Raw genomic sequence first — 20,132 nt, 5'->3', positions numbered from 1 at the left:
GGGAGCCTGTCCAGCCAATGAGTGAGCGCAGCGAGCGAATCACCAAGCGCAGTGCGACGGTGCCTCATGACGGCACCGCTCACAGTCCGATCCCCGGCCGAGGCCGTGGCGACGCTGTGGGATCCACCGGCGCGGCCTGGACTCGGACCGTTCGGCGAAGCGGAGTGTCGTCATGAGTGATCGTCTTTGCACCGTCCTGCTCTACAGCGACGACCCGGAGGTCCGTGACCGGATGCGGCTCGCCGTCGGCACGCGTCCCGCGCCCGGTCTGCGGATCGAGTTCGTCGACGCGTCCACCTACGCGGAGTGCGTCCGGCTCGTCGACGACTACGAGATCGACCTGCTGCTGCTCGACGGCGAGGCGACCCCGGGCGGCGGCATCGGCATCGCCCGGCAGATCAAGGACGACCGGGACGACGCTCCCCCGACCTGCGTGGTGATCGCCCGCGCCGCCGACCGATGGCTCGCGGCCTACGCCGAGGTCGACGCCACCCTGGTGCACCCGCTCGACCCGGTGACCACCGGCACCACGGTGGCCGAGCTGCTGCGGACGCACGCCCCCGCCTGACGTCCCCCGCTCCGGCCCGTCTCGGCGCCGGACCACCCGGCGCCGGTTCCATCCCACCCGCTTCGCACGCTCGGGAGGCCCGCCATGGGCGATCGGACCTGGCCGCACCTGCTCGCCGCGCTGCTGCGCGGGGAGGAGCTCTCCACCGCCGACACCGCCTGGGCGATGGGCGAGATCATGTCCGGCGCGGCCGCCCCGGCGCAGGTCGCGGGCTTCGCCGTCGCGCTGCGCGCCAAGGGCGAGACCTCGGCCGAGCTGGCCGGCCTGGTGGAGGCGATGCTCGGCCGGGCGGTCGCGGTCGAGCTGCCCGAGGCGCTGCGGGACACCGCCCTCGACGTGGTCGGCACCGGCGGTGATCTCGCGCACACGGTCAACATCTCCACCATGGCCTCCCTGGTGGTGGCCGGCGCCGGGGTCCGGGTGGTCAAGCACGGCAACCGGGCGGCGTCCTCCTCCTGCGGCACGGCGGACGTGCTGGAGTTCCTCGGCGTGCCGCTGGACCTGGGGCCGGAGGGGGTGGCCCGGTGCGTCGCGGAGGCCGGCATCGGCTTCTGCTTCGCGGCCCGATACCACCCCGGCATGCGCCACGCCGGCCCGGTACGCCGGGAGATGGGCGTGCCCACCTTCTTCAACTTCCTCGGCCCACTGACCAACCCGGCCCGGCCGCGGGCCGCCGCGGTCGGCTGCTTCGACCTCCGGATGGCCCCGGTGATGGCGGGCGTCTTCGCCGCCCGGGGCGACTCGGCTCTGGTGATGCGCGGCGAGGACGGGCTGGACGAGTTCACCACCGCCGCGCCGACCCGCGTCTGGGCCATCCAGGCAGGCACCGTCAGGGAGGCGCTGCTGGACGCGACCGACCTCGGGGTGCCCAGGGCCACCCTGGCCGACCTGCGGGGCGGAGACGCCGCTCACAACGCCGACGTGGTGCGCCGGCTACTGGCCGGCGAGACCGGCCCGGTGCGCGACGCCGTCCTGGTCAACGCGGCGGCGGCGCTGGCCACCCAGGGTCCGCTCGACGGCGACCTCACCGAGGCGTTGCGCGTCGGGATGGACCGGGCCGCCGAGTCCGTCGACTCCGGGGCCGCCGCCCGCGTCCTGGACCGCTGGATCGAGGCCGCCCGCGCCGACTGACCGCCGGCGGCCACCCCGGCGGCGCCGGGTGGCGTGCGGAAGTTGTCGGACCCCCGTGGGAAACTACAACTGAGTAGTTTTCCACTTCCATCATGCGCTGTTCACCACAGCACATCCGTCGTGCGCCGTGCGGCGCGGCAGTTCCGCCGTGCGCCCCCGACGGGACCGGAGCGAGAGGAGACGCCCGTGTCGGAGCGCGAGCTCTACTGCGCCACCTGCGAGGGCGTTCAGCCGTTCGAGGCGCCGCCGTGCGTCGACGGCCACGGCGTCGACTGCCCCGAGCTGGCCTGCACGGGCTGCGGCGAGGCGGTGCTCGTCGCCACGTTCACCTTCCGGGCCCCGCGCCTGGCGCCGCGGCACCACCAGCCGTCGCCCCACCGCCGTGCCGCCTGACCCCTCCGCGCCGCCTGCACCATCGCCACCCGACCCGGTCCGCGCCGCCTGCACCATCGCCACCGCGCCGCCTGAGCCCCACCGCGCCGCCTGAGCCCCGCCGTGCCGCCTGACGCGGCCCGCGCCGGCCCCACCGCCCCGACCGGCGACGCGGCGCACGCCCGGCCGGTCCTCGGCCGCCCCGCACGTCGGCGATCACGGCACGAAGGCCCGCCTCCCCGAGGGGAGGCGGGCCTTCGTCACGTGCAGGGGGCCGTCGTCGGCCGCCGGCTCAGTGCTCGGCGGTGCGCCGGGTGCCGCTGTAGTACTCGAACAGCAGGCCGCAGGCCGCGAAGATGACCGCCAGCGCACCGACGCCCAGCAGCCAGAACTGCCAGAACACGAGGCCGAAGCCGGTGAGCGCGGCGGCCAGCGCCAGGCCGAACGGCCAGTAGCTGCCCGGGCTGAAGAAGCCGACCTCGCCCGCGCCGTCGGCGATCTCACCGTCCGGCCGGTCCTCCGGCCGCAGGTCGATCCGGCGCGAGACGAACCAGAAGAAGCCGCCGCACATCGCGCAGAGCAGGAAGCTCAGCAGCAGTGCGATCGTGCCGACCCACTCGACCTGGCCACCGGAGTCGGCGGCGGTCCAGCCCCCGTAGAGGGCGGTGGCGAAGAGCAGGAACCCGGCGATGACCAGGAAGATGCGCCACTCGGTCTTCATGCCAGCCCCCTCAGCTTCCCGTACCGGCCGGCGCGCTGTCCGGGTTGAAGTTGACCTCGGTGCGACGGGTCTCGAACGGCCGCGTCTTCTGCGCGTACGGCTCCTCGCCGATGGCCGTCAGGGCCTCCTGCGTGGACTTACCGTCCCGCTTAGCGGCCAGGAACTGGTCGTACTTCTCCGGCGAGACGACCCGCAGCTCGAAGTTCATGAACGCGTGGTAGCTGCCGCACAGCTCGGCACAGCGGCCGACGAAGGCGCCCTCGGTGTCGAGCTTGGAGACCTCGAACACGTTGCGGACGTTGCCCGGCATGACGTCCCGCTTGAACAGCAGCTCCGGCACCCAGAAGGAGTGGATGACGTCGCGGCTGGTCTCCTCGAACCGGATGGACCGGTCGGTCGGCAGCACCAGGATCGGGATGACCTCGCTGGTGCCGAGCACCGAGGCGACGGTGTTGGCGTCCGTGCCCTGGCCGTCGCGGTAGTTGAACTGCCAGTTCCACTTGAACGCGACCACCTCGACCGTGACGTCGGGGTTCTTGGTCGTCCGCACCACGTCGGTCTGCACGACCGCCGTGTAGTAGAAGAGCACGGAGACGATCAGGATCGGCGCGATGGTGTAGAGGAACTCCATCGGCATGTTGTAACGGGTCTGCACCGGCAGCTCGTTGCCCCGCTTGCGGTAGCGCACGATGCACCAGAAGATCAGGCCCCACACGAACACGCCGACCGCGAGCGCCGCGATGCACGAGGCGATCCACAGGTCGTACATCCGGTGGGACTCGGGCGAGATGCCGCCCTGCGGCCAGCCGAAGCCGCCGAACGCGGCGCCGACGTCGCAGCCCGTGAGCAGGACCAGCAGCGCCGCCCCGCCGAGACCGAGCCCGGCGATCCGACCAGCACCACGCCCCCGGCGCCCACCGGCTCCTGGGGAAGCGCTGTGCCGTACGGCCGACGGCCGTACCTCCGAACTCCTTGCGACCACCTGGTCCTGCCTCCCTAGCGCGCCGCGGTGTCTGTTCTGTTCTGCCGGCCTCCGCCGGAGCGGAGCGACAACACCGGCGGCAAAGGCGTCACCGACGGTCGCAGATTACTCGACCATGACGGGCTCGACCGTCTTGGGGTCACTCTCCGCCCCCATCGGGGGGATCTTGGGCGTGCCGGCGCGATAGCGTTGGCTTCCGTGAGCGCTTCCCCGGTCTACCTGGACGCGGCCACCGCCGCGCCGCTGCACCCGGTCGCCCGACAGGCGCTGCTGGCCGCCCTCGACGACGGTTGGGCCGACCCCGGCAGGCTCTACACCCAGGCCCGCCGCGCCCGCCAACTGCTCGACGCCGCCCGCGAGGCCACCGCGCAGACGCTCGGCGTGCGCGCCGACGAGCTCTCCTTCACCCCCAGCGGTACGACGGCCGCGCACGCCGCCGTGCTCGGCGGCCTGGCCGGCCGGCGGCGCGTCGGCCCGGCCCTGGTGCACTCCGCGATCGAGCACTCGGCGGTGCTGCACGCCGCCGAGCAGCACGTCGCGGCGGGCGGCACGGCGACGTCGGTGCCGGTGGACCGGCGGGGCCGGCTGGACCTGGACGGCTGGTCGGCGGCGGTGCGGGCACCGGGCGTGGCGCTGGCCGCGCTGATCGCCGCCAGCCACGAGGTCGGCACGTGCCAACCGGTCGCCGAGGCCGCGCAGGAGTGCGCCGAGGCCGGGGTGCCGCTGTTCGTGGACGCCGCCCAGGTGGTCGGCCGGGCGCCCGTGCCGGCGGGCTGGTCGGTACTGACCGCCAGCGCGCACAAGTGGGGCGGCCCGCCCGGGGTGGGGCTGCTGGTGGTACGCAAGGGCACCCGGTGGGAGTCGCCCTGGCCGGCCGACGAGCGGGAGTCCGGGCGTACGCCGGGAACGCTCAACCTGCCGGCGGTGGTCGCGGCGGCGGCGAGCCTGCGCGCGGCGGCGGCCGACGCGGCGGCCGAGGCGGCCCGGCTGGCGCCGCTGGTGGACCGGATCCGGGCCCGGGTGGCGGCGGAGGTGCCCGACGTGGAGGTGGTGGGTGATCCCGACGACCGCCTGCCGCACCTGGTGACGTTCTCCTGCCTGTACGTCGACGGCGAGGCCCTGCTGCACGCGCTGGACCGGCGCGGGTTCGCCGTCTCCTCCGGCTCCTCCTGCACCTCCTCCACGCTGCGCCCGTCGCACGTGCTGGAGGCAATGGGGGTGCTCTCGCACGGCAACGTGCGGGTCTCGCTGCACCGGGAGACGACGGAGACGGACGTGGAACGGTTCCTCGCCGAGCTGCCCGAGGTCGTGGCGCGGCTGCGCGCCGAGGCGGGGGTGGTGGGGCTGTGACGGCGCCGGCGGAAATCCTCGACTGCCGTGGTCAGCGCTGCCCGCTGCCCGTGATCGCGGTGGCCCGGCGGCTGCCCGAGCTGCCCGTCGGCACGGTGGTGCGGGTGCTGGCCGACGACCCGGCGGCGGCGGTGGACGTCCCGGCCTGGTGCCGGATGCGCGGCCACGAGTTCCTCGGCACGGTCGCCGGCCCCGACGGCCCCGCCTTCGACGTCCGCCGCCTGCACTGAGAGATGTCAGGAAGGGCACCCGGCCGACGCGGAAGGGCCCTTCCCGACACCGAGTGAGTCACGGCAACAGGTGCGGTCGGACCTCCTCGGCGGCCACGTCGCCGTACGACTCGGCCATCCGCTTGACGAACAGGTCGCGGCGGACCTCGTACTCCTGCGTGCCCACGGTCTCCAGCACCAGCGTGGCGAGCAGGGAGCCCACCTGGGCGGCCCGCTCCAGCCCGAGGCCCCAGGACAGCGCGGTGAAGAAGCCGGCCCGGAAGCCGTCGCCGACCCCGGTGGGGTCGACCGCCCGGATCTCCCGCGCGATCGGCACGTGGATCGGGTCGAAGTCGCGCCCGGCGATCTCCACGCCGTGCTTGCCCAGCGTGGTGACCCGGACCTTGACCCGGTCGAGCAGTTGCGCGTCGCTCAGCCCGGCCTTGCTCTGCAGCAGCGACTTCTCGTAGTCGTTGGTCATCAGGTAGTCGGCGCCCTCGATCAGCGCGACGACGTCCTCGCCGTCCATCCGGGCGAGCTGCTGGGAAGGGTCGGCGGCGAAGGGGTATCCCCGCTCCCGGCACTCGGCGGAGTGCCGCAGCATCGCCGCCGGGTCGTTCGCACCGACCAGGACCAGGTCCAGCCCGTCGAGGCGGCGGGCCACCGGCTCCAGCTCGATGTTGCGGGCCTCGCTCATCGCGCCGGCGTAGAACGAGGCGATCTGGCACATGTCGGTGTCCGTGGTGCAGACGAACCGGGCGGTGTGCGCCACCTCGCTGACGTGTACCGAGCCGCAGTCGACCCCGTGCCGCTCCAGCCAGGAGCGGTAGTCGGCGAAGTCCGCGCCGACCGCGCCGACCAGCACCGGGCGCAGGCCGAGCTGTCCCATGCCGAAGGCGATGTTCGCCGCCACGCCGCCGCGACGCAGCACCAGGTCGTCCACCAGGAAGGAGAGCGACACCTTGTGCAGCTGGTCGGCGATGAACTGATCGGCGAAGCGGCCGGGGAAGCTCATCAGGTGGTCGGTGGCGATCGAGCCGGTCACGGCGATCTTCATGTCAACCCTCGGGGTCGGGAGCAGGGCGCCGGTCAGCCTACCGGTCCGGCCCCCTCAGGATGACCCGTCGGTCCGGCCTCGGTCATCTTCTCGGCTGCGCTACCGGGCCCGAACGCGGCAGCGGGGCCGCCCCGAGGGGACGGCCCCGCTGGTCGCGAGCGGAGGTGGGCTCAGCTGAACGAGTCGCCGCAGGCGCAGGAGTTGCCCGCGTTGGGGTTGTCGATGGTGAAGCCCTGGGCGTCGATGCGGTCGGCGAAGTCGATGGTGGCGCCGGCCAGGTAGGGGGCGCTCATCCGGTCGACGACGACCTCGACACCGTCGAAGTCGGTGACGACGTCACCGTCGAGCGAGCGCTCGTCGAAGAAGAGCTGGTACCGCAGGCCGGAGCAGCCACCCGGCTGCACGGCGACCCGGAGCCGCAGGTCGTCGCGGCCCTCCTGCTCGATCAGGGCCTTGACCTTCTGCGCCGCGACGTCGGTGAGGACGACGGACGTGGGGGCCTTGGCCTCGGTCGACTCGGTCTGCGCTGGCGTGGTCACGTGAAATCTCCCTGCGCGGTTGGGTCCGGACGCACTGGCCAACATCTCACGTCGCCCAGCCATTCCCGGTGTGGTCCAGATCCGATGGTACGCCGCTGCGACCGGCCTCACCCGCCGCCGTGACACGGGCCGCCGCAGCCGGCGCGCCGACGGACCCGATCGGGCGGCGGGCGAGCGGCTCCCGGCCGAGCGACACCGCACGGCGCGCGCAACGCGCCCGCCGGCCAGGTCACGCCCGCGGGCCGGTCAGCGGCTCCACTGCCGGGCCAGCCGGGCGCCGAGCGCCCGCAGCCCCTCGGCCGGGCGCTCCAGCGCGGCGGCCAGCCCGCCGCGCTCCTCGCCCCCGAAGTGCTCCACCAGGCTGTACGCGTCGGTCACCCCGGCCGCGCCCGCCTCCCGCCGGCCGGTGCTCACCTGGCCGGCCAGCACCACGCAGGGCAGGCCCCGGTCCCGGGCGGCGCCGGCCACCCCGGCCACCACCTTGCCGCGCAGCGACTGGTGGTCGAACGAGCCCTCCCCGGTGACCACCAGGTCGACGGCGTCCAGGGCGGCGTCCAGCCCGATCGCCCGGGTGACCAGGCCGATGCCCGACTCGCAGTGCCCACCCAGCGCCAGGACGGCCGCGCCGAGGCCCCCGGCCGCGCCGCCGCCGGGCAGGGCGCCCAGCCGGTCGGGGCAGCCGGGCAGGTCCCGCTCCAGCACGGCGGCGAAGCGCTCCAGCGCGGCGTCGAGCAGCAGCACGTCCGCCCGGTCGGCGCCCTTCTGCGGGCCGAACACGTTACTCGCCCCGTGCAGGCCGAGCAGCGGATTGTCCACGTCGGTGGCGGCCACCAGCCGGGCGTCGCGCAGCCGGGGCGCCCCGTCGAGCGCGACCACGGCGGCCAGCGCCGCGCCGCCGTACGGCAGCGCCCGTCCCGCGTCGTCCAGCGGGGTCACGCCGAGCGCGGTGAGCATCCCCGCGCCGCCGTCGTTGGTGCCGGAGCCGCCCAGGCCGATCACCACCGTGCGGGCGCCGGCCTCCACGGCGGCGGCGACCAGCACCCCCAGGCCGTACGAGGTGGTGGTCTTCGGGTCGCGCTCGCCCGCGTCGAGCAGGTGCAGCCCGCACGCCTGGGCGCTCTCCAGCCAGGCGGTAGTCCCGCCGGCGGTGAGCAGGATCTCACCGGCCACCGGGCGGCCCAGCGGGTCGACGGTCGGCACCGGGATCCGGCGCCCGCCGAGCGCGTCGCCGAGGACGTCGAGGAAGCCCGGCCCACCGTCGGACAGCGGCCGGACGAGCAGGTCGTCGCCGGGAGCCACCTCGTGCCAGCCGGCGGCCACGGCGTCGGCGACCTCCGGGGCCGACAGGGTGCCGGCGAACTTGTCCGGGCAGAGCAGCACGCGCATGCCGAGCAGTGTGGCAGCCCACACCGGTGGAGGCTGCGCTCAGGCCACCCTGTGGGACCATGGGGTACGTGACTTCGACCTGGGTGGAACCCTCCAACACCGCAACGGCACTGCTGCTGCTCGGCCGGGGCAGCGACCCCGCCACCGAGCGTGGCGTCGAGTGTCCGGGCGACCTTCCGGCGCCCAGCGACCCGGACCTGGTGGCCCGGGCGGCGGCGGCGAAGGCGAAGCTGGGCAGCAAGGTCTTCGTGCTGGGGCACCACTACCAGCGCGACGAGGTGATCCAGTTCGCCGACGTCACTGGAGACTCTTTCAAGCTGGCCCGCGAGGCGGCGGCCCGCCCCGACGCGGAGTACATCGTCTTCTGCGGCGTGCACTTCATGGCCGAGAGCGCCGACATCCTCACGTCGGACGCGCAGAAGGTCGTCCTGCCGGACCTGGCCGCCGGCTGCTCGATGGCGGACATGGCGGTGCTGTCGCAGGTCGAGACGGCCTGGGACGTGCTGACCGATCTGGGCATCGCGGAGCAGACCGTCCCGGTCACCTACATGAACTCCTCGGCGGACATCAAGGGCTTCGTCGGCCGCAACGGCGGCGTGGTCTGCACCTCGTCGAACGCGAAGCGGGCGCTGGACTGGGCGTACCAGCAGGGCTCGAAGGTGCTCTTCCTGCCCGACCAGCACCTGGGCCGCAACACGGCCGTGCTGGAGATGGGCTTCTCGCTGGACGACTGCGTGCTCTACGACCCGCACAAGCCGAACGGCGGGCTCACCCCCGAGCAGCTGCGCGACGCGAAGATGATCCTCTGGCGGGGGCACTGCTCGGTGCACGGCCGGTTCACCCTCGACAGCGTGAACGACGTGCGGGAGCGGGTGCCGGGGGTGAACGTGCTGGTCCACCCGGAGTGCCGGCACGAGGTGGTCACCGCCGCCGACTTCGTCGGCTCGACGGAATACATCATCAAGGCCGTCGAGGCGGCCCCGGCCGGCTCGGCGTGGGCGATCGGCACCGAGCTGAACCTGGTCCGCCGGCTCGCGCTGGCCCACCCCGACAAGCAGATCATGTTCCTGGACAAGGCGGTCTGCTACTGCTCGACCATGAACCGGATCGACCTGCCCCACCTGGTCTGGGCGCTGGAGGAGCTGGTGGCCGGCCGGGTGGTCAACCAGATCACGGTCGACCCGGACACCGCGCACCACGCCCGGGTGGCGCTGGACCAGATGCTCGCCCTGCCCGGGGCCGACACCCCGCCGCCCACGGCGAGCTGATCACTCTCGGTAGCACCGATGGTACGGAAATGGGCCCGATCACCGATTAGTGCCCTCAGGGGCGATCTGACCGGGTCCATTTTCGTCACGGAGGGCTATGCTGCCGGGGCGACGACGCACGCGGCCGTTTCGACATGACCGCATTCCGGGTAGCGAAGACATCGCGAGCCCACCATCAACACGGCAGCACCGACGCGCTGGAGGTTGCGTTGACCGACGACGTCCTGGTCGTACACGGAGGTACTCCGCTGGAAGGGCGGATCCGCGTGCGCGGCGCGAAGAACCTGGTCTCGAAGGCGATGGTCGCCGCTCTGCTGGGCGACAGCCCGAGCCGACTGTTCGACGTGCCGAAGATCCGTGACGTCGAGGTGGTCCGGGGCCTGCTCGGCCTGCACGGCGTGAAGGTCACCGACGGCGAGGAGGACGGCGAGCTCGTCTTCGACCCCGCGAACGTGGAGAGCGCGAGCACGGACCAGATCAACGTGCACGCGGGCTCCAGCCGGATCCCGATCCTGTTCTGCGGGCCGCTGCTGCACCGCCTCGGCCACGCCTTCATCCCGGACCTGGGCGGCTGCCACATCGGGCCGCGCCCGATCGACTTCCACCTCCAGGCGCTGCGCGAGTTCGGGGCGACGGTCGAGAAGACCCCGGAGGGCCTGCACCTGTCGGCGCCGAACGGGCTGCACGGCACCAAGTTCTCGCTGCCGTACCCGAGCGTCGGGGCGACCGAGCAGGTGCTGCTGACGGCGGTGATGGCCGAGGGCGTCACCGAGCTGCGCAACGCGGCGGTGGAGCCGGAGATCATCGACCTGATCTGCGTCCTGCAGAAGATGGGCGCGATCATCAAGGTGCACACCGACCGGGTGATCGAGATCCAGGGCGTGCCGAAGCTGCACGGCTACACGCACCGGCCGATCCCGGACCGGATCGAGGCGGCGAGCTGGGCCGCGGCGGCGCTGGCGACCCGCGGCCACGTCGAGGTCCTCGGCGCGCAGCAGGCCGACATGATGACGTTCCTGAACATCTTCCGCTCGGTCGGCGGCGAGTACGAGGTCACCGACGCCCGGCCGCCGAAGCTGGGCGACCCCGGCCAGGAGGGCGGCATCCGGTTCTGGCACCCGGGCGGCGAGCTGAAGTCGGTGGCCCTGGAGACCGACGTGCACCCGGGCTTCATGACCGACTGGCAGCAGCCCCTGGTGGTGGCGCTCACCCAGGCCCGGGGCCTGTCCATCGTCCACGAGACGGTCTACGAGCAGCGGCTGGGCTACACCGAGGCGCTGAACTCGATGGGCGCGAACATCCAGGTCTACCGGGACTGCCTGGGCGGCACCCCGTGCCGCTTCGGCCGGCGCAACTTCAAGCACTCCGCGGTGATCGCGGGGCCGAGCAAGCTGCACGCCGCCGACCTGGTCATCCCTGACCTGCGGGCCGGTTTCAGCCACCTGATCGCCGCGCTGGCGGCCGAGGGCACCTCCCGGGTCTACGGCGTCGACCTGATCAACCGGGGCTACGAGGACTTCGAGGCGAAGCTCGCCGACCTCGGGGCGCACGTCGAGCGTCCGTAACGTCGGCCACTTCCGACGGCGCCCGGTGCACCGCGATGTGCACCGGGCGCCGTCGTTTGGCTACCCTTTCCGCGTGCCGTCGCTGTTTCGCCGCAAGTCCACCGACCTCGTCGACGAGGCCGTCACCCCGGTGACGCCCGACGAGGAGTCCTCGTCCGCCCAGCCCCGGGGCTACACCCCGAGCAAGAAGGAGCTGGGCAAGGTCACGCCGAAGCGGCCCAGCGCCGGCCGCCGACCGGCCGCGGCCACCAAGCCGCTGACCAAGGAGGAGGCGCGGGAGCGCCGGCGCCAGCTGCGCGCGGAGTCGGCGGCGGAGTTCCGCCGCGAGGGTGGGCCCCGTGACCGCGGCCCCGAGCGGCTGCTCGCCCGCAACGTGGTCGACTCCCGGCGTACGGTCGGCACCTGGTTCTTCGGCGGCGCGCTGATCGTGCTGATCGGCTCGAACGCGGCGATGCCCCCGATCGTCCGCCTGGTCTCCAACATCCTCTGGGGCGCGCTCGCCCTGGGTGTGGTGGTCGACTCGTTCCTGATCTCCCGCAAGATCCGCAAGCTGGTCCGGGAACGCTTCCCGAACACCGGGCAGCGGATGGGCTCGCTCTACCTCTACGCCATCATGCGGTCGATCACCTTCCGCCGGATGCGCGCGCCCGAGCCCCGGGTCAACATCGGCGACCCGGTCTGACCCACCGCACCGACGGCCCCTCCCGCACCGCGGGCGAGGGGCCGTTCGTCGTCAGCGGACCGGGGTGGGGCCTACGGCACGCCGAGCAGGCGGAGCAGCGCGGTGGTGCCGGCGGCGGCGAGCACCACCAGCACGAACGGCGCCCGCCGCCAGGCCAGCAGCACGCCGACCAGCACGCCCAGCGGCCGGGCCCAGCCGGCGAACCGGCCGGCCTCGGTCAGCGCGGCGGTGGCGCCCAGCGCGGCCAGCAGGGCGGCGGCGCCGACCGGCAGCAGCCGCCGGGACCACTCCGGCAGGTCGAGCCGGTCGCGCAGCAGCACCCCGGCGAGCCGGAAGCCGTACGTCCCGGCGGCCAGCGCCACGATCACGGCGATCAGCACGACCCCTCCCCCGTCCGGCCGACCGGCACGGACCCGCCCCGCGGCGGCGTCCTCTCCCCCGCACGCACCGGCTCCCCCACCCCGCCCGGCGGCTCGGCGGCGGTCCCCAGGACCGTTCCGCCGCCCGCGACCGGCACGTTCGCTGTGTGGCTGCCGCCCGCGCCCGGCGCGTTCGGCGTCCGGCTGCCGCCCGCGACCGGCACGTTCGGCGGGTGGCTGCCGCCCGCGTTCGCGGCCCGCCGACCACGGCGTACGGCGGCGACGGCCAGCACGGCCGGGCCGGCGAGTGCCAGCAGCACCGGCAGCCCGGCCGGCAGCAGCGGGGTGGCCAGCACCGCCAGCACCGCGCCGGCCAGCGCCACCCGCCGGGTGTCGCGGTCGCGCAGCGCCGGCAGCAGCAGCGCGATCAGGCCGGCCGGGAACGCGGCGTCCAGGCCGAACGCGGCGGGGTCGCCGACCACGCCGCCGGCGAGCACCCCGAGCACGGTCCCCACGTTCCAGGCCAGGAAGAGCAGGATGCCGGCGAGCCAGAACGCCCGCCGGCGCGCACCCCCGGCGGGGCGGGCCAGCGCGAAGGCGGTCGCCTCGTCGGTCATCAGGTGGCTGCCGAGCAGCCGGCGCCACAGCGGGCGGCCGATGCTGTCGGCCAGTGCCAGCCCGAACGGCAGGTGCCGGGCGTTGAGCAGCAGCCCGGCGAGGACCGCCGCGAGCGGACTCCCGGTGGCCACCAGCCCGACCGCCATGAACTGCGCACCGCCGGCGTAGACCAGCACGGACATGACGACGGCCGCCCAGCCCGGCAGGCCGGCGGCCACCGCCACCGCGCCGAACGAGGCGCCGACCGCGACCATCGCCGCCCCGATGGCGGCGACGTCGCGGACTGCCGCGCCCTCGACCGTTCGCTGTACCGTACGCATGGTCCACCATGATGAACGCGCCGCATGTGTTCGTCAAACCGAACAAACGGAACATTGGAGCGAACAATGTCCGCCGAACCGTCTCCCCCGCTGGCCACCATCGCCGTCGCGCTCCGCCGCGAGCGCGACCGCGTCGGCATCTCGCTCACCGAGCTCGCCCGCCGGGCCGGCATCGCCAAGTCCACCCTGTCCCAGCTGGAATCCGGGGTCGGCAACCCCAGCGTGGAGACCCTCTGGGCGCTCGGGGTGGCGCTCGGCGTGCCGTTCAGCCGGCTGGTCGAGCCGCCGGCGGCCACCGTCCGGGTCGTGCGGGCCGGCGACGGCCCCCGGATCCGCTCCGAGCACGCCGACCTCACCGCGACACTGCTCGCCGCCGGCACCGCCCACCTCCGCCGGGACGTCTACCTGATCGAGCTGGAGCCCGGGACGGTACGCACCGCCGAGTCGCACACCCCGCGCAGCGTCGAACACATCGTGGTGGGCGCCGGGCGGCTGCGCGTCGGGCCGGAGGGCGACCTGGTGGAACTCGGCCCGGGCGACTACGCGACCTTCCCCGGCGACACGCCGCACCGCTACGAGGCGCTGGCCCCCGGCACCTTCGCCGTCCTGGTGATGGAACACCCCTGACCGCCCGGCCCGGCCTCGCCTCCCGCGCCAGGAGCGGGCGCGGGCCTCCCGGAGTCGGGCCCAGCTCGCCCGGAGGCAGGCTCCACTCACACGGAGGGACTCAGCCACCCCGGTAGAGGCGGGCCACCACGTCCTCGATGTCCGGCTCGACGATCGAGACGTCCCGCAGCGAGCCCAGGGCGGCCAGGGCGGCCACCACCTCGGCCACGCCCGCCGACTCCAGCGCGAAGGCCAGCCGGTGCCCGCCGGCCTCCACCCGGTGCAGCGGCGCGCCGGGCAGCGCCGGCGGCTCGGGCAGCGGGGCCTCCAGGTCGGCGACGAGCAGCCGACGGGAGCCGTACCGCTCGTGCAACGCGGCGATCGACCCGTCGTGCACCACCCGACCGTGGTCGACCACCACCAGGCGACGGCAGAGCCGCTCGATGTCGGCCAGGTCGTGGGTGGTGAGCACCAGCGTGGTGTCCCCGGCCCGGCCCAGTTCGCCGAGGAAGCCACGGACCGCCTGCTTGCTCACCACGTCCAGGCCGATCGTCGGCTCGTCGAGGAAGAGCACCTCGGGGCCGTGCAGCAGGGCAGCCGTCAGCTCGCCGCGCATCCGCTGCCCGAGGGACAGTTGCCGGACCGGGGTGTCCAGGAAGGCGTCCAGGTCGAGCAGGCTCCGGCAGCGGCGCAGCCGGGCGGCGTGCGCGGCGGCCGGCACCCGGTAGACGTGCCGCAACAGCGCGAACGACTCCCGCAGCGGCAGGTCCCACCAGAGCTGCGAGCGCTGGCCGAAGACGACGCCGATGCGCAGCGCGAGCCGGGTGCGCTGGGCGACCGGGCGCAGGCCGCAGACGCGCACCTCGCCGGCGGAGGGCGTCAGCACCCCGGTGAGCATCTTGAGCGTGGTGGACTTGCCCGCGCCGTTGGGCCCGATGTAGCCGAGCGTCTCGCCCCGGGGGACCCGCAGGTCGACCCCGTCCACGGCGGTGACCCGGCGCTTCTCCCGGCGCAGCCGGCCGGCCCGCACCCGGACCGTGAACTCCTTGCGCAGCCCGTCGACCACGATGACCTCGTCGCTCACGACCCCGTACTCCGGTAGTGGCGGACGCCGGTGCGCCAGGCCGCCGCGGCCCCGGCGGCGGCGACCAGCGCGACGGCCGGCGCGGCCCAGCCGACCCAGGCCGGCAGGCCGAGCGGGTCGGCGCGGCCGAGCAGCGCCAGCGCCGGATGGTAGCTGACGAAGGCGAAGCCCAGGCCGTACGCGAACACGGCGCGGAACCAGCCGCCGAACACGGTGACCGGGTACGAGGTGAAGTCCCGGCCGCCGTAGGTGACCGAGTTGGCCAGCTCGCCCGAGTCGACCCACCAGAAGGAGACGGTGGCGGTGGCGACGAAGACCGCCCCGAAGAAGACCACGCCGGCCAGCGGGGCGACGACCACCAGCAGCGCCCGCGCCGGGGTCCACTGGACGCCGGCCGAGCCGACCGCGACGACCAGTACGGCGAGCCCGAAGATCGCCCGGGACACCTTGCGCAGCGGCAGGTCCATGAGCAGCAACTGCGGCAGCGCGCCGAGCGGGCGTACCAGCACGGCGTCGAACAGCCCCGTGCGCACGTAGCGGGGCAGCCGCTCGATGTTGCCCACCAGCAGATCGGCGGTGGCGAACGCGCAGGTCGAGAGGCCGACGATCACCAGCGTCTCGCGGAGCGTGAAGCCGCCCAGCTCCCGCGTGACGCCGAAGATCACCAGCACGGTCAGCACGTCGAAGACGGTGGACCCGACGTTGCCGAGCACGTCGACCACGAACGACGTCCGGTACGCCGTCTGCGACCGCGCCTGCGCCCCCAGCAGCGCCCGGTACGCGGCCAGCGCCCCGCCGCCGCGGCGCCGGGCGGTCGACGCCACGGCCCCGTCAGCCACCCTGCACCACCAGGCGGCGTTCGGCGCGGCGCTGCACGAGCCGGCAGGCGGCCAGGATCAGCACCGCCCAGGCGAGCTGGAGGCCGACCAGCCCGACCTGGGTGCCGGTCGGGTCCCGCTCGACGAGCACGTCGAGCGGGGTCTGGAGCAGGCTCGGGAAGGGGGTCCCCAGCCAGAGGACGTGCTGGAGCCACTCCGGCAGGAAGCGCAGCGGGAAGTAGAGCCCGGCGAGCACCCCCGAGGCGAGGGTCCAGAGGATCATCGGCCCCCGGACGTCCTGCAACCAGTACGCGGTCGCGTTGACCAGGAACCGGCAGCCGAAGCAGAGCACCACGGCGGCGACGGCGGAGAGCGCGAAGAGTGGCGGGGTGGACCAGCGTCGGGGCAGGTACACCTCGAAGAAGAGCGGCCCGACCAGCACCGGCGGGAGCAGCCGGACCAGGGCGGCGTGGCCGGCGCGGCCCAGGTCGGTGGCGAGGTGGCTGGTCACCGGGTGCACCGGCCGGAGCAGGTCGCTGGCGACGTCGCCGGTGCGGATCCGGTCCGCCAGATCCGTCCACCCCCAGAGCAGGACGACGGCGAGCAGGCCCTGACCCACCCAGACGAAACTGGCGAGCTGGGTCCGGTCGTACCCGGCCACCGTGCCGGCGGCACCGGCCGCGGCGAGGAGGACGTAGCAGCGCAGGAAGCCGAAGACCGTGTTGGTGACGACGCCCGCCACGGTCGCCTGCCGATACGTGGCGTAACGTCGGAAGCCTGATCCGGTTATAGCCCTAAATGTCCGGAACCATAGGATAACGTTTGGGGTGGTGGGCGGTGCCACAGTGGCGGTGAGCGAGCCCACGCCGCTACCCTCCTTCCGCAGCCACGCCATGCCGGGACGGGCGACTCTACCGGCACGTGGGGGCGCCCAGCGCGACAATTTTGCAACGAGGTGACATCGCCGTGAGCGAGCGGACGCGAGCCGGCCACCGGGGCGCCGCCGTGAGCGAGCGGACGCGAGCCGGCCACCCCGGCGCGCCCGTTCACCGACGGCTCGCCGCGGCCGTTCCGCTCACCCGCCGTGGCGACAGGTCCCCAAGATGAGCCGCTACGCCGACCGGTGGCACGACACCGGCGAACCGTCCTGGATGGTCGAGCCGACCACCGAGTGGCACCCGCAGTTCCCGGGCCAGCGCTACCCCGGCGACATCGGCATCCAGCACGCCCCGCCCGCGCCCCGGGGCCGGGCGGTCGCCGTCGGCCGCGCCGAGGTGCCCCCGCTCGCGCCGACCCGACCCGACGGGACCTACCTCGGCCGGTCCTGGGACGACGGCCCCGACGGCTGGACCGGTCGGCAGGAAGGCTGGAACGGCCGGCAGGAACGCTGGAGCGGCCCGCTTGGCGGCCCCGACGGGCGGCGCGACGACGAGCCGTACCGCCGGCCGCACGCGGAGCCGACCTGGCCGGACGACCGGCAGCCGCCGCACCGGCAGGAGCCGCCGCACCGCAACGCCCGGGACGGCTTCGACGGGCCCGGCCGCTCCGGCGCGGGCCGGCCGGTCGACCCCCTCCGGCCGCGCGACCACGCCGGCCACGACCGCTACGACGCCCGCCCGCCACGGCACGAGCCGGCCGGACGGGACCGCCCCGTCTCGCCCGCCGGCCACTCGGAGCCGGGCTGGCTGCCCGAGCCGGGCGAGGACCCGCGCCGGTCGCCGGCGTACCAGCGGCCGGACCCGGGCTACGACCGGCGGCCGGAGCCAGGCCACGACCGCCGGCCGGGACCGGGCCACGACCGCCGGCCGGACCCCGGTCACGACGACCGGACACAGCGCGGCCACGACGGCCGTTCCGAGCGCGATCACGACGGCCGCGGTCACGACGGCCGCTCCGAGCGCGATCACGACGGCCGCGGTCACGACGGCCGCTCCGAGCGCGATCACGACGGCCGCGGTCACGACGGCCGCTCCGAGCGCGGCCACGATCCGCGGGTCGGACCAGGGCACGACCGCCGGCCCGAGACCGACGACCGCCGGACGGGCGAGGGGGCCCGCCAGCCCCGGTACCAGTGGGGTGCCCCCACCGAGCACCGCCCCTCGGACGCGCCGCGGGGCGGTTCCTCGGACGAGCGGCGGGAGCGCGCCGGGGACGGGCCCTGGGAGCACGCCGCGGCGGGGCAGTGGGAACGGCGCTCCGACGGGCGGGAGGAACGCGCCCCGGGCGGACGGGGCCGCGAGCCGGGCGTACCCGCCGACGGGTGGCAGCGCCCCGACCGGGCCGCGAGCGGGCAGCCCTACCGTGACGGGGAACGGCGCCAGCCGGAGCCGGACGAGCGGTGGCAGGCACGCGAGGCGGCGGCGCGCGCCGAGGCGTACCCGGATCGGCGTCCACGCGAGGCCGCCCGGCCCGAGGCGTACCGGGAGCATGACGCGTACCGGGAGCCGCACCCGCGGCAGGACGGGTTGCCCTGGCCGTCGTCCGGCCCGGCGCGGCCCGGTTCTGATCGGGACACGCGCCGCACCGCACCGCACCCCGAACACCGGCGGCCGGCCGAGCCGGCCGACCGTCCCCACCACCACGGGGGCCCGCACGAGGCCGCCGCACCACTGGCCCAGCCCCGGTACGACGAACCGCGCCCGTACCCGCCGTCACGGGGTCCCGCTGGCGGCGACCGCCCGGTGTCCGGCGCGCCGGTCTCGGTGCCGCCGGTCTCCGGCCCGCCGATCTCGGTGCCGCCTGCCGCCGGTCCGCCCGCCTCGGTACGGCCCGGCTCCGGCCCTCGGGGCTTCCTGACCCCGCGTGACGAGGTTGCGGTCCCTGCCCGGCCGGTCTCCCCCGCGCCGTCCCGCGACATCCCGCCCACGGACCGAACCGGCCCGGTCGCGCCGTCCCGCGACCTGCCCGTGTCGCCCGCTGGTCCCGTCCCGCGCCCGATCCCCGCTGCGGGTCCCCCCGCCGGCCCGCCGTCACCGGCCGGTCCGGCCACCGCCCGCCCGACGCCGGCAGCCCCGGTGTCGCCAGCAGGCCCGGTGTCGCCGGCAGGCCCGGTGTCGCCGGCAGGCCCGGTGTCGCCGGCAGGCCCGACCGCCGGCCGACCGGTGTCGCCGGCAGGCCCGACCGCCGCCCGCCCGACGGCGCCGGCAGCCCCGGTGTCGCCGGCAAGCCCGGTCAGGGGTGACGAGGTACCGCCGACAGGCCCGACCGCCAGCCGCCCAGTGTCACCAGCAGGCCCGACCGCCAGCCGCCCAGTGTCACCAGCAGGCCCGACCGCCAGCCGCCCAGTGTCACCAGCAGGCCCGACCGCCAGCCGCCCAGTTTCGCCGGGTCCGATCGGCGAGCCACCGGCTGCTGGTTCTCGGCCCCCGCTGCCCGCCGTCGAGGAGCAGTTCCAGGCGACCGGCCATGTGCCGCGACCTGCTCCCGAGGACGACGTCACACCGGTCCCGGCGCCGCCCGCCGCCCGACTGCGGCTGGAGTTCCTGCCGGCACCGGGGCCCACGTCCAGCACCGGATCCTCCGGCCCGGCCCCGGCACGTCCCGAGCCGGTCCCGCCGCCCCACCCGTACGCGCCCACACCGCAGCAGGGCCTCGGTGCCGACCTTCGCGGCGCCGAGCCCGTGACCGGACCCCCGGCCACCACGCCGCCGGCCGGCCGTCCGGCGAGCGCCCACCCGGCCGGTCCGCGCCCCGCTGCCGAGGATAGGGGCGCGGCGACCACCCCAGCGGTTCCGTCGGAGACGCCAGCGGCCGCGATGCCGCTCGCAGCGGGCATGCCCAGGGTGTACGTACCGCCGCCACCGAGCGATTCGCCGGCACCGGCGGCACCGCCCCGACCCCAGCCGGCCGTGCCGAGCGGCGCGGACGCCTGGTTCCGGCCCTCCAAGCCCATTACGCCTTCCGCAGAGACGGACAACGTCCGCCCCGCGGAGGCGGACAACGCGTCCCCGAGCGCCATGTCGACACCCCTGGTCGACGCGGCGGCCCCGAAGCCCGTTCAGGACGACCTCCTTTCGCCCGAGCCCACCCACGACCGCCTCGACGGGGCGGCGGGGACCGATCCGGTGACACCCGCAGCGGCCTCGCCGGGGACCTCGTCGACGGCCGCCGCGTCGGTTACCTCGCCTGTGTCTTCGCCGCCGGCTACGCCGACTGCCTCCGGTCCGGTGCCCGTGCCGCCCACGGCACCCACCCCGACCCCTGCGGCGGGCGAACCGGCTGCCCCGAGTCACTCGGCCGCCACACAATCGGAACCGGCGGGACCCCACCTCGCCTCCGCACCGGCACGCCCTGTCTCCGGACCACCTGTCCCCCGCCCTGTCTCCGTGCCCCCTGTCCCCCGCCCTGTCTCCGTGCCCCCTGCCCCGCACGTGTCGGCATCACCCGCCGGGCCGGAGTCGGCGCCCCCGGTCCCGTCGGAGTCGGCACCGCCCGCCCGGTCGGAGACGATGCCCACAGTGCCGCCGGAGGCGACACCACCAACCCGGACGGAGGTCG

General features: G+C 75.0%; 20 protein-coding genes. 9 read left to right on the top strand and 11 right to left on the bottom strand.

Features of this window, described 5'->3' with window-relative positions; translation table 11 throughout:
- Nucleotides 1-172 precede the first annotated feature (172 nt).
- The 3 genes from ACGF5C_RS11290 (at nt 173) to ACGF5C_RS11280 (ending at nt 2,092) form a co-directional block, all read left to right on the top strand.
- On the top strand, nt 173-568 hold the full coding sequence (locus tag ACGF5C_RS11290; protein ID WP_393299738.1) for a hypothetical protein: 396 nt from the start codon (nt 173-175) through the stop codon (nt 566-568).
- Nucleotides 569-652: 84 nt separating this feature from the next.
- Entirely contained in the window at nt 653-1,699 is a 1,047-nt protein-coding gene (gene trpD / locus ACGF5C_RS11285; RefSeq protein WP_393299735.1) for an anthranilate phosphoribosyltransferase, read from the top strand.
- 186 nt (nt 1,700-1,885) lie between these two features.
- Nucleotides 1,886-2,092: a hypothetical protein gene (locus tag ACGF5C_RS11280; RefSeq protein ID WP_393299732.1), complete on the top strand. Its 207-nt coding sequence runs from the start codon at nt 1,886-1,888 to the stop codon at nt 2,090-2,092.
- Nucleotides 2,093-2,363: 271 nt separating this feature from the next.
- On the opposite strand, the gene ACGF5C_RS11275 is transcribed toward ACGF5C_RS11280, so the two are convergent.
- On the bottom strand, nt 2,364-2,792 hold the full coding sequence (locus ACGF5C_RS11275; RefSeq protein ID WP_393299729.1) for a cytochrome c oxidase subunit 4: 429 nt from the start codon (nt 2,790-2,792) through the stop codon (nt 2,364-2,366).
- A gap of 10 nt (nt 2,793-2,802) precedes the next feature.
- Entirely contained in the window at nt 2,803-3,774 is a 972-nt protein-coding gene (gene coxB, locus ACGF5C_RS11270) for a cytochrome c oxidase subunit II (RefSeq protein ID WP_393299726.1), read from the bottom strand.
- 198 nt (nt 3,775-3,972) lie between these two features.
- Between coxB and ACGF5C_RS11265 the strand changes: the two genes are divergently transcribed.
- Nucleotides 3,973-5,124 (top strand): cysteine desulfurase family protein, encoded by a 1,152-nt coding sequence (locus tag ACGF5C_RS11265; RefSeq protein ID WP_393299723.1) that lies wholly within the window; start codon nt 3,973-3,975, stop codon nt 5,122-5,124.
- A complete protein-coding gene (locus tag ACGF5C_RS11260) occupies nt 5,121-5,354 on the top strand; it encodes a sulfurtransferase TusA family protein (RefSeq protein ID WP_393299720.1) in 234 nt (77 codons plus the stop codon). Before ACGF5C_RS11265 ends, ACGF5C_RS11260 begins: the two co-directional genes overlap by 4 nt.
- 58 nt (nt 5,355-5,412) lie before the next feature.
- On the opposite strand, the gene ACGF5C_RS11255 is transcribed toward ACGF5C_RS11260, so the two are convergent.
- The 3 genes from ACGF5C_RS11255 to ACGF5C_RS11245 all read right to left on the bottom strand — a co-directional run bounded on the left by ACGF5C_RS11255 (nt 5,413) and on the right by ACGF5C_RS11245 (nt 8,315).
- Nucleotides 5,413-6,390 carry a carbohydrate kinase family protein gene (locus tag ACGF5C_RS11255; RefSeq protein ID WP_393299717.1) on the bottom strand — a complete coding sequence of 326 codons (978 nt, stop codon included), beginning with the start codon at nt 6,388-6,390 and terminating at the stop codon, nt 5,413-5,415.
- Between the two features lie 170 nt (nt 6,391-6,560).
- Entirely contained in the window at nt 6,561-6,929 is a 369-nt protein-coding gene (gene erpA / locus ACGF5C_RS11250; protein ID WP_091104634.1) for an iron-sulfur cluster insertion protein ErpA, read from the bottom strand.
- 246 nt (nt 6,930-7,175) lie between these two features.
- Complete coding sequence (locus ACGF5C_RS11245; protein ID WP_393299849.1) at nt 7,176-8,315, bottom strand: glycerate kinase; 1,140 nt, start codon at nt 8,313-8,315, stop codon at nt 7,176-7,178.
- A 68-nt stretch (nt 8,316-8,383) separates the two neighbouring features.
- Here ACGF5C_RS11245 and nadA point away from each other — a divergent pair, with 68 nt between their 5' ends.
- From nadA to ACGF5C_RS11230, 3 genes are all read left to right on the top strand, one after another.
- Nucleotides 8,384-9,583, top strand: coding sequence for a quinolinate synthase NadA (gene nadA, locus ACGF5C_RS11240; RefSeq protein WP_393299714.1), 1,200 nt, complete (start codon nt 8,384-8,386; stop codon nt 9,581-9,583).
- Between the two features lie 209 nt (nt 9,584-9,792).
- Nucleotides 9,793-11,148, top strand: coding sequence for a UDP-N-acetylglucosamine 1-carboxyvinyltransferase (gene murA, locus ACGF5C_RS11235; protein WP_393299709.1), 1,356 nt, complete (start codon nt 9,793-9,795; stop codon nt 11,146-11,148).
- A 73-nt stretch (nt 11,149-11,221) separates the two neighbouring features.
- Nucleotides 11,222-11,830, top strand: a complete 609-nt coding sequence (locus ACGF5C_RS11230) for a DUF3043 domain-containing protein (protein ID WP_357693090.1) — start codon at nt 11,222-11,224, stop codon at nt 11,828-11,830.
- A gap of 71 nt (nt 11,831-11,901) precedes the next feature.
- On the opposite strand, the gene ACGF5C_RS11225 is transcribed toward ACGF5C_RS11230, so the two are convergent.
- The gene (locus ACGF5C_RS11225) at nt 11,902-12,210 is read right to left on the bottom strand and encodes an AzlD domain-containing protein (RefSeq protein WP_393299706.1); all 309 of its coding nucleotides are present in this window, start codon (nt 12,208-12,210) and stop codon (nt 11,902-11,904) included.
- A complete protein-coding gene (locus ACGF5C_RS11220) occupies nt 12,204-13,127 on the bottom strand; it encodes an AzlC family ABC transporter permease (protein ID WP_393299703.1) in 924 nt (307 codons plus the stop codon). Before ACGF5C_RS11220 ends, ACGF5C_RS11225 begins: the two co-directional genes overlap by 7 nt.
- A gap of 66 nt (nt 13,128-13,193) precedes the next feature.
- On the opposite strand from ACGF5C_RS11220, the gene ACGF5C_RS11215 reads away from it, so the two are divergent.
- Nucleotides 13,194-13,754 carry a helix-turn-helix domain-containing protein gene (locus tag ACGF5C_RS11215; protein ID WP_393299700.1) on the top strand — a complete coding sequence of 187 codons (561 nt, stop codon included), beginning with the start codon at nt 13,194-13,196 and terminating at the stop codon, nt 13,752-13,754.
- Nucleotides 13,755-13,854: 100 nt separating this feature from the next.
- On the opposite strand, the gene ACGF5C_RS11210 is transcribed toward ACGF5C_RS11215, so the two are convergent.
- The 4 genes from ACGF5C_RS11210 to ACGF5C_RS11195 form a co-directional block, all read right to left on the bottom strand.
- On the bottom strand, nt 13,855-14,817 hold the full coding sequence (locus ACGF5C_RS11210) for an ATP-binding cassette domain-containing protein (protein ID WP_393299697.1): 963 nt from the start codon (nt 14,815-14,817) through the stop codon (nt 13,855-13,857).
- Complete coding sequence (locus ACGF5C_RS11205) at nt 14,814-15,656, bottom strand: ABC transporter permease (protein WP_393299694.1); 843 nt, start codon at nt 15,654-15,656, stop codon at nt 14,814-14,816. The genes ACGF5C_RS11210 and ACGF5C_RS11205 overlap by 4 nt, the downstream gene beginning before the upstream one ends.
- Nucleotides 15,649-16,500: an ABC transporter permease gene (locus ACGF5C_RS11200; protein WP_393299845.1), complete on the bottom strand. Its 852-nt coding sequence runs from the start codon at nt 16,498-16,500 to the stop codon at nt 15,649-15,651. The genes ACGF5C_RS11205 and ACGF5C_RS11200 overlap by 8 nt, the downstream gene beginning before the upstream one ends.
- A gap of 181 nt (nt 16,501-16,681) precedes the next feature.
- Nucleotides 16,682-18,064 (bottom strand): hypothetical protein, encoded by a 1,383-nt coding sequence (locus ACGF5C_RS11195; RefSeq protein ID WP_393299691.1) that lies wholly within the window; start codon nt 18,062-18,064, stop codon nt 16,682-16,684.
- Between the last annotated feature and the right edge of the window lie 2,068 nt (nt 18,065-20,132).

The sequence above is a fragment of the Micromonospora sp. NPDC047620 genome, assembly GCF_043205005.1.
In the GTDB taxonomy this organism is placed as follows: Bacteria; Actinomycetota; Actinomycetes; order Mycobacteriales; family Micromonosporaceae; genus Micromonospora.
Note: the sequence above shows the minus strand (reverse complement) of the source record. Positions and strands in the feature narration are given on the sequence as shown.

Excerpts from the sequence above, each read along its gene's own strand:
- ACGF5C_RS11290 (WP_393299738.1), top strand. The coding sequence starts at position 173 with ATGAGTGATCGTCTTTGCACCGTCCTGCTCTACAGCGACGACCCGGAG.
- trpD (WP_393299735.1), top strand. The coding sequence starts at position 653 with ATGGGCGATCGGACCTGGCCGCACCTGCTCGCCGCGCTGCTGCGCGGG.
- ACGF5C_RS11275 (WP_393299729.1), bottom strand. The coding sequence starts at position 2,792 with ATGAAGACCGAGTGGCGCATCTTCCTGGTCATCGCCGGGTTCCTGCTC.
- ACGF5C_RS11255 (WP_393299717.1), bottom strand. The coding sequence starts at position 6,390 with ATGAAGATCGCCGTGACCGGCTCGATCGCCACCGACCACCTGATGAGC.
- ACGF5C_RS11245 (WP_393299849.1), bottom strand. The coding sequence starts at position 8,315 with ATGCGCGTGCTGCTCTGCCCGGACAAGTTCGCCGGCACCCTGTCGGCC.
- ACGF5C_RS11220 (WP_393299703.1), bottom strand. The coding sequence starts at position 13,127 with ATGCGTACGGTACAGCGAACGGTCGAGGGCGCGGCAGTCCGCGACGTC.
- ACGF5C_RS11215 (WP_393299700.1), top strand. The coding sequence starts at position 13,194 with ATGTCCGCCGAACCGTCTCCCCCGCTGGCCACCATCGCCGTCGCGCTC.
- ACGF5C_RS11195 (WP_393299691.1), bottom strand. The coding sequence starts at position 18,064 with ATGCTCCCGGTACGCCTCGGGCCGGGCGGCCTCGCGTGGACGCCGATC.